Raw genomic sequence first — 11,379 nt, forward strand, 5'->3', positions numbered from 1 at the left:
GGAATTGCAAATGCTTCACCATTATCTACATCTGTCACTATCACTGTTCCACCTGTAGTTAAGAGAGCAGCATCATCTTCTGTTACTGCTTTTGCATCGGCACTCACTGTTGCGATATCATTTACTGGGATTACATTTACTGTTAATGTACCTACATCCGTTAAGAAACCATCAGTAACTGTATAATTAACTGTATCTATACCATTAAAATTAGTTTCAGGTGCTGTATAGGTATATGAACCATCAGAGGCAAGGACTAATGTTCCCCCCTGCGTTGTTATAAATGTACCACCTAGTACACTTAAAACGTTACCATCTAAATCTATATCATTTGCATCCAAATCAATACTTGAAGTAAATGGTGTATCTTCAAATACATCAATTAAATCATCTACTGCTTCTGGCCCACGATTAACAAGATCAAGATTCTCATCCTCAAAAGTACTAGAACCAAATCCGACTGCATCAGTAGTCCCTCTCGTAAAATCTTGTAAATAGTCTATTGCTTCAGGATTATCTTCTATATTTTGAGAGTTACTTTCTACGCCATCTTCACCGGCTTCTGTTTCGAAAATATCTATGTCCTCTTCAGCGACTTCGGTTACAGTTTCTTTAGTTCCCATAGTATCTGGCAAATTCACAATATTTTCACTTCCATCCGCTATAGCAGTTACAGAAGAATCTACATGAACATCAAAAACTCCTGCATATACAGTCGCTTCTGATAGTTCTGAATATTTGATTTGAAATAGTGCATCAGGATCTGAACTAACTATACGTTCATCCTCATAGACTAGGCCGTCATTAACCGCATCACGGACCATTTCATCAACGGCGACTATTCTTACATCCCCTAAAACATCTTGTATTTTTCCAATTATATTTAGAGTAGCCATCTCACACCTCCATAACTAAATTCTTAATATATTGTAACGTTTATAGTTTATAGTTGTAAATAGTACTTTGGTATTATTATAAGCATTCATAAGAATATTTGAAATTAATTTATAATTTTTTATTATGATAAGTCAGAACTATATCAATAAATATAGTTTCTTTAACTATACAAATACTTCAGCACCTAATGTTATATTTTTAGTTTAGGAGTTATTTAAAAACTTGGTTCATAATTTTCTATTTTTCTTATAACTACTAGGAGTGGTACTAAAAAAGGGAACTATGGCAGTGTAGTTTTCTTCTTCTTTTTATTGCTATATCGTGCTTCAATATAACCAAGTTCCAGTAATTTATTATAAATATTTGAGACAATTTCACCAGCTGCAGATCCACCATGGCCACCATGCTCAACCATAGCCATTACAATATACTTTGGATTTTCAAAGGGGCCATACGATGTAAACCATGCGTGAGAACGACTGTAATATGCAAGTTCATGCTCTAGCTTTCTTTTTTTGATATCTTGCTTTATAGCTACAACTTGAGCTGTTCCAGTTTTACCAGCTATAGTAACATCTGAACTAAGGTAATGCGTAGCAGTCCCTTTAACGTGATTACATACTTCAAACATAGCCTGTTGCACTAGAGGAAGTTTTTCTTTTTCTTTTTCATTCAAAACATCTTTAATCTCTGGCTTGTATTTTTCGCTACCAATATACTCTGCAAAATGAGGTCGAGGTAATTTTCCTGTTGCCATTAAAGCAGTATATTGTGCAATTTGCAAAGGAGTTACAAGAAAATCACCTTGCCCAATAGAAGTATTAGCCGTTTCACCAAGGCTCCATATGCGATTGTATTTCTTCATCTTCCACTCACGAGAAGGTACAACACCTATAAATTCATTCGGTAAATCAACACCTGTTTTGGTTCCCAGTCCATACCTAATCAAACCTTCACTCATTTTTTCATTACCAACTATCATACTACCCTTATAAAAATAGTCATCACAGCTTTCTCTTATAGCTTTTTCTACACTTGTTTTACCGTGACCTTTCTTCTTCCAACATCTAAAAGTTCTACTACCAAGTGGAAATTTTGATTTACAATTAAAAGACCAATTTTCCGTTAAGTCAGTTGTTATATACAATAGACCTAAACCTGTTTTTATAGTAGAACCAGGAGGGAATAGTCCATTAATTAACTTGTTCGTAAAAGGATGTGCAATATCTTCTGCCATCTTATTGTAAACAGCATGACTCATGCCTGAAACAAATATATTTAAATCATACCCAGGATAACTACTTGCAGAAAGAATTGATCCGTTTACATCCATCACGACAACTGCGCCTTCTTTATGTTCAAACATTTTGGATATATATTGCTCTAGCTCTATATCAAGCCCGAGTTTCAACTTTCTATGTTCCTTTGCACTTTTATAAGAAATCTCTTGAATTTCTTGATTTTTTGCATTTATTTTTATTTCTCTAAACCCAGCTTCACCTTGCAAGAATGTATTGTAATGCTTTTCAATACCCGTCTTTCCTGTATAGCCTATCAAATCAAGTAAATTATCGCTTTGTACATCTTTTTTATTCGCACGTGACACATACCCTATAACATGAGCACCCACTTCTTTGTATGGATAATATCTTTTAGGAGCAGACACAATGTTTATATTCTCTCTTAAATTTAATCTTGCATATACAGGAATAATATCTTCATAGGATAGAAAATGAACAATATCTATAAAATTATGATTGTAATAAGAATCTTTTTTCACATAACGCTTAATAATGTCTTCTTTTTTTAACTTTGGAAGAAGTACTACAAGATTATCAATCTCTTCATGAAAAATATGAAGATTCCTTTTAAATCTTAAATGAGGTTTTAGCTGAATTTTAAATCCAAGTTTATTTACAGCAATAGGCCTATTTTTAATATCTACTATCTCTCCGCGTACAGGAGCAATTTTCTCTTTTTTAATAGTATTGTTGAGTGAGAGTTTTTCATAGTATGAATTTGATTCAACAGCAAGAAAAAAAACACGTACAATAAGTGCCATCCAGATCGAAATAAAGACAAAAAGAATAAATTTAATTTTCATAATAAGCTCACAATAAAAAATTCAATTACTATATAGTAAACTATATAGTAATTAGCTTGTGGTAAATCCATCAAAAATATATTAGAAAAAAGTGCATTAAACATAAAAAAGCCTATATAGGCGATAAAAATATACGAAAATTTTACACACGAGTAACAATTAAAGTTTTGAATTACCTTTGGTAATATAAATTTATATGCAATAAATAAATATATGATTGAAGTAAATAAAATATATCCATTTTCTGCCTCAAAAATAACTAAACAAAATGATATAAAAAGAATACCAATAGTGTCATCCCTATTCAAGGACTCAATAAGAAGAACGAAAAGTACTCCAAAAAGTGGAGGTAAGAATAGATAGATACTGCTTAGACTTTCATACACAAGAAATAAAACTATGTATATGAATGAGTTTTTTACAGATTTTTTATGAGAGAGACTTCGTTGCATATAGGAAAGTGTTTACATTTAATACAATCTGCCCAAATTTTATGTTCGGGTAGTGATTCTTTTTGAATTTCTACAAAACCTAAGTTTTCGAAAAAAGACTGTCTATATGTTAAAGATAACAATTTTTGTAAACCTAAAGTTTTAGCTTCATCAACACATTTATATATAAGGTTCGCTCCAATTTTATTACCTCTATGTGTTTCATCTACTATAAGGGATCTAATCTCTGCTAAAGATGCTGTATGAATATGCAAGGCACAAAAACCTGCAAGCTTTCCATCAACATAAGCTAAAATATAAGATCGTATATTAGTTGCCATTTCATCAGAGCTTCGCTCAAGTATAACACCAGATTCAACTTCTGGGTCTACAAGCTCTTGCATTACTTGTATATCGCCAAGTGATGCTTTTTTATACTCAACTTTCATCTTCAACTTCATGTAAAATTTCATAAATAACTTTTATAGCTTTTTGCATTCCTTTCTTCTTGGAACTTGAGACCATCATAGCATGGGGAAATTCTCGTCTTAGTGCGCTTTGCTCTTTTTGATTGAGCTTATCTATCTTTGTAAATATTTGTAATATATACTGCGATTCACCACAATTACTTTGTAAAAAATCATTTACATCTGTGTCTATATCAAGATGTGGGTGTCTGCAATCTATGAGATGAATAAAAAGCTTAATCTGGTCTCTCCCGGAAATATAATCTGTTAAATTCTTTTCCCAACCATGCTTCACCGATTTAGCCACTTTGGCATATCCAAATCCAGGTAAATCAACAAACTTCGCTATACTCTTTGTATTGTCATCCCTATTCATAAAAGTAACATCAAAATAATTAATAAGTTTTGTCTTACCTGGAGTAGAGGAAACCTTAGCAAGCCCCTTGTGATTGGTTAAAGCATTTAAAAGTGAGCTCTTGCCAACATTTGATCGTGCCATAAATACAATTTCATCTTGTATTTCAGACTCTGGTGCAGCTGCTACATTTGGTGCAGAAGTAATAAATTTAGCGTCAACTATTTCAATCATATTTTATTTACCTTCATCTTCAGACATATTAAAAATCATAATTACAGGTTCGCTCTTTGCACCCTTGGCATATGCTTTACCCTCTACCGTTTTCAAGACTACTTCATTTCCTATAATCTCTTTTTTTTCATCAATTTGCTTTAAATGAACATCTGTAAAAAAATGATATTCTTTTTCATTTGGTTGATAAATAACTTTTCCTGCCTTTCCTGTATACACTGCTTCATTTTTTGTTACTATTGTAAAAGAGGTATTGCCTTGCGCTACATATTTTATAGGTTCATTTTTAGCGTTAGTATACACGATAACCTTGTCCGCATTAAGTTTGTCTTTCTCTCGAACAATTTTTACCTTACCTTCAAAAATAGAAATTCCTTTTTTTTCATCTGCATGGAATGAGTTTGCTGTTATTTTCAACTCCTGGGAGATAAGGCTCGATACAACGAGTAGTGATGACAATAAAAATTTCATTATTTTCTCTCTTTTAATTTATAATTTACAGTAACTTGCTTAGATGTAATAGTATCTAAAACATTACTATATTCAATAGTAGAACCAGTTACTTTGTTTTTTCCTAAGTATGCGATATATTTCCCAGGTGAAGTAACAATATTTGTTTTTCTATTGTACACTGCTTCTTGTGTTGAAAATGATATACCATCTTCACGACTGTATTTAATATTTCCCGTTAAGTCAATGATATCACCCTCATATAGACCTTCATCTGCAGTCATATTTGCTAAGTACTTTTTAGTATTATCTGTATAATTTATATTATACACTATATATCTATCTGTATACCTAACACCTTTCACTCCATCCATTACAGTAGTTAGACCTTTTTCATTAAGTTCAATGAGTTTAAACTTTTCTAACTCAAATACCGGAATTTCACCAAAATCTTGTTTTTTTATATTGAGCGGCTCAAATAAAAAAAATATAACAAATAGACCACCAATAATACTAGTAAAAAAAATATTTATATTCATTAAATATTCCAGACCCTTAAAAAAGCGTCTCTTTGATCATTTTCATCAACCAATATATCTATCATCTCTCTTACTGCACCATCTCCACCATTAAAAGATAAGGTAGTATTAACAAGTACTTGTAGCTCTTTTACACCATTTTTTGGGGTAAAACTTCTTCCTACTAATGAGAGCATATTATAATCATTTAAATCATCTCCAATTGCAGCGACTTCAGAGGGTTTAATTTCAAGAGAATCTATAATCTCATTTAAAACTCTATCTTTATCTCGTATGCCTTGGTGAAGATGTTGGATTCCAAGTTCTTTTGCTCTCTTTTCGACAATAGTAGAATTTCGACCTGTTATGATAGCAACTTGATTACCCATTTTAATCCATGTCGTTATCCCTAAGCCATCCTTGACATTAAAACTTTTACTCTCAATCCCATCTGCACTATAGATGAGCTTTCCGTCACTCAAGCAACCATCAACATCTAAAACAACAAGTTTAATCATAAAACATCTTTTGTACTTGGAATTCCAACTCTCTCATTTCTTGTTGTGGCTCTTCGAATCGCAACAGCAAGAGATTTAAATGCTGCTTCAATAATATGGTGCTTATTCTTCCCTCTCAGTTGTATAATATGAGTACTAATTCTAGAGTTTAATACAACTGCACGAAAGAATTCTTCTACTAATTCTGTGTCAAAGTGCCCTACTTTTCCAGATACATCAAGATCATACACTAAAAAGGGACGATTACTAAGATCTAAGTCACAGCTCACACATGATTCATCCATTACAATGTTGGCACTTCCAAAACGTTCCATTGCTTTAACAGGATATATTGATTCTGCTAAAAGTGAACCTAAGACAATACCAACATCTTCAACACTGTGGTGATCATCTATGTGTGTATCACCTTTACAAGTAATATTTAAATCAATCAAAGAGTGCTTAGAAAAACTCTCCAACATATGGTCTAAAAATCCAACACCTGTATTTATATTGCTTTTACCACTACCGTTAATGTCTAATGAAACTGTTATGTCAGTCTCTTTGGTTGTTCTTGTTTTGCTTATCATGAGGTTTCCTTATATTACTAATCTTTAACTATAAATGCATTTTCAAATTCACTGTATGATTTATAGCTTCTCGCTTCCTCTGCCGTATTAAAGCCTCTGAGGTAAACCTTGAAAAATCTTCCATTCTCTGTTTGAATATCTTTTATGACAGTCGCATAGCCATCTGTTTGGTCATATTTTTCTTGAATCTTGATGGCTCCATCTATATTAGAAAAGGAAGCAATCTGTAATGAATATGATCCATCTGCAGTCTTTTTTACTTTCTTTGGAATTATAACTTTATTTGGTTTTTTTGTTGCTTTTTTTCGGATGATTCTTTTTTTATTTTTAGAATAAAAACCTAGTACTTCTATACTGACAGGTGCTACTCCTGCTCCAACCATTTTAATTTTTCTTGCGGCAGAGTTTGATAAGTCAATTATTCTCGTTGATATAAATGGTCCTCTGTCGTTAATTCTCACAACAGCAGTTAAACCATTATTTCTATTTATTACTTTTACAACAGTGTTCATTGGCAATGTTTTATGCGCTGCTGTCATATCATACATATTGTATCGCTCGCCATTAGATGTTAATTTTCCATGAAAATCTGGACCATACCAGCTTGCATTACCTTTATACACAGTACCAACTTCTGTATCATGAGGGTAGTACTTGATTCCACGAATTCTATATGGATTAAATGTTGGATGCTTGTATGCCTTAGCAGATAGACCAGTATTGTAATGAGATTTATTTGCAGAGTATGTTCTTACATTTGATCGGTCATACTTAGAGTAAACATATCTAGATTTTCGACTACAACCAGTAGCAAGAATTAACAAAGCAACTAAAGATAGTAAAAAAAATTTATTCATAAAGTTTTAGTTTATCTCCGATTCTTATAAGGCTACCTGTAATCTGATTATATGATTTTATGTTTTTCACACTTATCTTGTGTACTTCTGAAATAGAACCTAGTGAATCCCCTCTTTTTACAACGTAAGAAAATCTTTTACGTACTTTTTTCATTTTTTCATTACTATGAGTAGGAATAATTAACTTTTGTTTTAATTTTAGCCGAGAGTTTTTCATAGAGTTAAAGTCCATAATCATTTTATATGGAACACCATAAAGTTGACCAATATAAGATAAATTATCCCCACTGCTTACAATATGCACTCGATAAATATTTTTAATTGGTGCTTCAAAATAGTTCTGTTTAAATTCTGCAAGTTTTAAGTAAGGGATATAAACATCATATTTTGTTGCATACGGAGGAACAAAGTCATACTTTAAATGTCTGTTGAGCTTTTTCAAATTCTCTAAAGGCATATTTAAAATTTTTGCAACACGCTTTAGAGATTCTCCACTTGAGAGTTTAACCGTCGCTATAGAGTAAGCATTCGCACGATTAAGTAGGTGCTCATACTCACTTTTTAGCATGAATTGCTCATCATTCCCTATAAGAGCAAGAGCTACAATTTTTCTTATATAGTATCTACTTTCTCTTGGAATGTATTTTTTATCTTCATCAAGAAGTACTGAAAGTTTGTCACTCCCCGCCCTATCGATTGCTTTACTTAATCTTCCACCACCACAGTTATATGCTATAGCAGCTAAATACCACTTGCCAAATCTTTTATGTAATGACGATAAATATTGTGAAGCAGCTTTAGTTGACTTAATCAGATCTCTTCTTTCATCAACATAAGAATCAATTTTAAGATTATATCCCTTCCCTGTACGAGACATAAACTGCCATAAACCAGATGCACTTTTATTTGAATAAGCTTTCGTTTTGAAGTTTGATTCTGCCATAGCAAGATATAAAAACTCTTGAGGAATGTTGTTTTTATTTAAAATATTTTTAATAGTAGGAATAAATATATATGCATTGTTCATTGCGGTAAAGAAATGCTGATTTTTTGAAATACTCGTTTTGTCACTACGAACTTCGTTCATAGTTGGATCGTTTAAAAATGACGGTTCTATATCAAAAGACTCTAATATTTTCAACTCATTATTGTGGTTTGATTCATATCGTAGGTTTGCAAAAAGTATAATAGGTAAGAGTAAAAAAGTTAAGTATTTCAATATTAATCTCTATATGTTAAATTTAATAGAGTTGATTCTATCTAAATAATATTAATAAGTACACAAAGCTTTTTAATATTAAGAAATATTAAAGAGCTTAAGGGCATTGTGGGTACTAGTTTCTTTAATAGTGTTTAATTCTACCTCTAAGATTTCCGCTACCTTATCTGCAACAAGTGTTGTATATAATGGTTCATTTCTTTGACCTCTATGAGGTGTAGGAGTTAAGTAAGGTCCGTCGGTTTCAATCACGAGCTTCTCTAGTGGAATTTTAGAAAGTACATTCACAAGTTTTTTTGCATTTTTAAACGTAAGTACACCGCCTATGCCAAAATAAAATCCATTGTTAGCTAAACTAAGAAGTTCATCATCTGCATTGTAACAATGCAACACACCACCAACTTCAGAAGCTCCGTTATCTATAAGTAAAGCTTTTGAATCACGAGATGCATCTCGAATATGAACGATAAGAGGCTTTTTATACTTTTTAGCAAGTTCTATTTGGGCAACAAAAACTTCTTTTTGCTTTCTTTTTTCCTCTGCTTTTTCTTCATCGCTTCCCTCAAGTCTAAAATAATCAAGACCACATTCTCCAATAGCTACACATTTTTCATGGTAAACATACTTTTCAAAATCAAGAGAGTTGAAATTGTCCATGTCATAAGGATGTACACCAACAGCAAAATAAACATCTTTATGCATCTCAGCAATCTCTACTGCACGATTTAGTGTACTTGGATCTGCACCAGGAATAACAAACCTTTGTACACCGCCCTCTCTCGCACGATCAAGTACTTCACCTAAGTCGTCATCATATCTTTTGTCATCTAGGTGAATATGCGTGTCAATTATCATTCTATTTCTCTCTTTTTAGTTTTATTAAGCACATTTATTTACTTCTAAAAGTTCTTTTGCAAACTCTTTTGCTTCATTACTTACATTTTCACCACTAATGATTCGGGCTATCTCTTGTATTTTACCATTAGTATCTAACTCTTTTACTTTTGATTCTTCACCATCTTTATAAACAAGGAAATGTTGATCTCCCATAGATGTGAGCTGTGGCTGATGAGAGATAACATAGATTTGAAAGTGCTTAGAGAGTTGTCGTAGTACTTTAGCAACACTCATAGACTCTTCACCACTTAGGTTAGCATCAATCTCATCAAGCATCAAAACACCACCATTTTGATCCATATACTCCGACTTCATCGCGAGTATTGCGAGTCTTAAACGGTTAAATTCACCAGTACTTACTTTTTGTAACTCAGTTTGGTTTAACTTGATCTTCATAAAGTCTTTTCCAAAAGCATCAAGTTCTACAACTTTTAGTTCAATTTCTGCATCACGAAGATACAGTTCTTTCAAGTAAACATTTAAATCAGCTTCAAACGATTTAAGTTCTTTGGAGCGTAAGGCAGAAATTTTATCTGCTAATTTTTCTACAAGCTCACTTAGATTTTTTACTTTTAAAGTCAGACCATCTTTAGTGATTTCAATATTTTCATACTTTTGCAATTCTAGCTTTTTCTTTTCTTTGTACTCTATAGCTTCTTCTATACTTCCATATCTTCTTTTCAATCCACTCAGTGCTTCTATGCGGTTTAAAACTTCTTCTATATCTACATCATCAAGTGCCGAGAACCTATCTTGAGCAGTGTCTAAAGTAGCACGTAACTCATTGATGGCATCATCAAAAAAAGATGCATCTACATCTAAAGACTCCAATGCACTCGACACTTTGTACTCATGTTCAAATATAGCATTCGCTGCTTCTATATTTTCTAACACTTTCTCTTTTTTAGAGAGTTCTTTTTTTATCTTCACAAGCTCTTCATCTTCAGATAAAGTTGGATTTATATCTTCAATCTTTTTTATCTCAAAGGCCGCAAACTCTTTTAGCTCAACTATCCGTCTTTCTTCTTCTTCTATTTGTTCTAATTCTTTTCTAACACTTCTGTACTCAACAAAAGCATCTTTGTACTTTGTTTTAACACTTTGAATCTTACCTATTTTACTCTCCACCCTATCATCAAGCATAGAGAGTAAGTTTTCATTTTCAAAGTCACTAAAATCTTTAAGACTAAGGTGTCGAATATACTTTGAACCAAGCTTAGACATAGATTTTTTTGAAACAGTATGATTATTTATAAAGTAACGTGATTTTTCTTTTCGGATATGTTTAAAAACATTTACATCATCATTTTCTATACCCGTATCTTCACCATCTAGTTGCCAAGTAACACTAGACTCACATAAAGATGCCTCACAGGAACTCACTCCAAGAGAAGAGAGAATAGAGTTCATAAGGATTGACTTTCCGCTACCACTAGGACCAGAAAAAACCACAAGTCCATTGTTTAAGTTCAGCTCCACTTCTTTAAAACTCAAAAAGTCTTTTAAATAAAATCTTTCTATCATGATGTTCCCTTTTTATTGTTTGTATTATACTTTTTTATATTAAAAATCTAAAGGGCTCATTACTTTAGATTTGTTCATCTCAGAAACAACATGTGTGTATATCATTGTTCTTTCAAGTTTTGAGCGAAGATACTTTTTATGATGAAATAAAATATAATGCTTTATCCAGTGCACATAAGTTCTCTCTGTTGCATAACTATAATGTTTAAACCTAATCTTATCTCGAACTAAATCCAATAGTTTCTTTTTTACTTCCATCTTCAATCCTTTCACTTAAGTATCATTGTTAACACTCATTCAAGGCTGTTATTTGTCTGTGAGGCAATTAACAATCATCAT

13 protein-coding genes are annotated in these 11,379 nt (G+C 32.2%); all 13 read right to left on the reverse strand.

Going from position 1 to position 11,379, the window contains the following annotated elements:
- On the reverse strand, positions 1 to 896 hold an 896-nt coding region (locus ACI9TV_RS14685; RefSeq protein WP_415251574.1), incomplete at its 3' end, for a cadherin-like domain-containing protein.
- Between the two features lie 281 nt (positions 897 to 1,177).
- Positions 1,178 to 3,001 (reverse strand): penicillin-binding protein 2, encoded by a 1,824-nt coding sequence (mrdA, locus tag ACI9TV_RS14690; protein WP_415251575.1) that lies wholly within the window; start codon positions 2,999 to 3,001, stop codon positions 1,178 to 1,180.
- Positions 3,002 to 3,419: 418 nt separating this feature from the next.
- Complete coding sequence (locus ACI9TV_RS14695) at positions 3,420 to 3,881, reverse strand: N-acetyltransferase (protein ID WP_415251576.1); 462 nt, start codon at positions 3,879 to 3,881, stop codon at positions 3,420 to 3,422.
- A complete protein-coding gene (yihA, locus tag ACI9TV_RS14700; protein WP_415251577.1) occupies positions 3,871 to 4,488 on the reverse strand; it encodes a ribosome biogenesis GTP-binding protein YihA/YsxC in 618 nt (205 codons plus the stop codon). Before yihA ends, ACI9TV_RS14695 begins: the two co-directional genes overlap by 11 nt.
- Positions 4,489 to 4,491: 3 nt before the next feature.
- Positions 4,492 to 4,959, reverse strand: a complete 468-nt coding sequence (lptA, locus tag ACI9TV_RS14705) for a lipopolysaccharide transport periplasmic protein LptA (RefSeq protein WP_415251578.1) — start codon at positions 4,957 to 4,959, stop codon at positions 4,492 to 4,494.
- Positions 4,959 to 5,477: an LPS export ABC transporter periplasmic protein LptC gene (lptC, locus tag ACI9TV_RS14710; RefSeq protein ID WP_415251579.1), complete on the reverse strand. Its 519-nt coding sequence runs from the start codon at positions 5,475 to 5,477 to the stop codon at positions 4,959 to 4,961. Before lptC ends, lptA begins: the two co-directional genes overlap by 1 nt.
- A complete protein-coding gene (locus ACI9TV_RS14715) occupies positions 5,477 to 5,974 on the reverse strand; it encodes a KdsC family phosphatase (RefSeq protein ID WP_415251580.1) in 498 nt (165 codons plus the stop codon). Before ACI9TV_RS14715 ends, lptC begins: the two co-directional genes overlap by 1 nt.
- Positions 5,971 to 6,543, reverse strand: a complete 573-nt coding sequence (hisB, locus tag ACI9TV_RS14720) for an imidazoleglycerol-phosphate dehydratase HisB (protein ID WP_415251581.1) — start codon at positions 6,541 to 6,543, stop codon at positions 5,971 to 5,973. The genes ACI9TV_RS14715 and hisB overlap by 4 nt, the downstream gene beginning before the upstream one ends.
- A gap of 17 nt (positions 6,544 to 6,560) precedes the next feature.
- Entirely contained in the window at positions 6,561 to 7,400 is an 840-nt protein-coding gene (locus ACI9TV_RS14725; RefSeq protein WP_415251582.1) for a septal ring lytic transglycosylase RlpA family protein, read from the reverse strand.
- On the reverse strand, positions 7,393 to 8,619 hold the full coding sequence (locus ACI9TV_RS14730; RefSeq protein ID WP_415251583.1) for a transglycosylase SLT domain-containing protein: 1,227 nt from the start codon (positions 8,617 to 8,619) through the stop codon (positions 7,393 to 7,395). Before ACI9TV_RS14730 ends, ACI9TV_RS14725 begins: the two co-directional genes overlap by 8 nt.
- A 78-nt stretch (positions 8,620 to 8,697) precedes the next feature.
- Positions 8,698 to 9,474 (reverse strand): TatD family hydrolase, encoded by a 777-nt coding sequence (locus tag ACI9TV_RS14735; RefSeq protein WP_415251584.1) that lies wholly within the window; start codon positions 9,472 to 9,474, stop codon positions 8,698 to 8,700.
- Positions 9,475 to 9,498: 24 nt separating this feature from the next.
- Positions 9,499 to 11,040: an ATPase gene (locus ACI9TV_RS14740; protein ID WP_415251585.1), complete on the reverse strand. Its 1,542-nt coding sequence runs from the start codon at positions 11,038 to 11,040 to the stop codon at positions 9,499 to 9,501.
- Between the two features lie 39 nt (positions 11,041 to 11,079).
- Positions 11,080 to 11,298: a phage integrase N-terminal SAM-like domain-containing protein gene (locus ACI9TV_RS14745; RefSeq protein WP_415251586.1), complete on the reverse strand. Its 219-nt coding sequence runs from the start codon at positions 11,296 to 11,298 to the stop codon at positions 11,080 to 11,082.
- Positions 11,299 to 11,379 lie beyond the last annotated feature (81 nt).

Source organism: Sulfurimonas sp., from assembly GCF_047622445.1.
Taxonomy (GTDB): Bacteria; Campylobacterota; Campylobacteria; order Campylobacterales; family Sulfurimonadaceae; genus Sulfurimonas.

Coding starts and splice junctions, on each gene's coding strand:
- mrdA (WP_415251575.1), bottom strand. CDS start 3,001: ATGAAAATTAAATTTATTCTTTTTGTCTTTATTTCGATCTGGATGGCA.
- ACI9TV_RS14695 (WP_415251576.1), bottom strand. CDS start 3,881: ATGAAAGTTGAGTATAAAAAAGCATCACTTGGCGATATACAAGTAATG.
- yihA (WP_415251577.1), bottom strand. CDS start 4,488: ATGATTGAAATAGTTGACGCTAAATTTATTACTTCTGCACCAAATGTA.
- lptA (WP_415251578.1), bottom strand. CDS start 4,959: ATGAAATTTTTATTGTCATCACTACTCGTTGTATCGAGCCTTATCTCC.
- lptC (WP_415251579.1), bottom strand. CDS start 5,477: ATGAATATAAATATTTTTTTTACTAGTATTATTGGTGGTCTATTTGTT.
- ACI9TV_RS14715 (WP_415251580.1), bottom strand. CDS start 5,974: ATGATTAAACTTGTTGTTTTAGATGTTGATGGTTGCTTGAGTGACGGA.
- hisB (WP_415251581.1), bottom strand. CDS start 6,543: ATGATAAGCAAAACAAGAACAACCAAAGAGACTGACATAACAGTTTCA.
- ACI9TV_RS14725 (WP_415251582.1), bottom strand. CDS start 7,400: ATGAATAAATTTTTTTTACTATCTTTAGTTGCTTTGTTAATTCTTGCT.
- ACI9TV_RS14735 (WP_415251584.1), bottom strand. CDS start 9,474: ATGATAATTGACACGCATATTCACCTAGATGACAAAAGATATGATGAC.
- ACI9TV_RS14740 (WP_415251585.1), bottom strand. CDS start 11,040: ATGATAGAAAGATTTTATTTAAAAGACTTTTTGAGTTTTAAAGAAGTG.
- ACI9TV_RS14745 (WP_415251586.1), bottom strand. CDS start 11,298: ATGGAAGTAAAAAAGAAACTATTGGATTTAGTTCGAGATAAGATTAGG.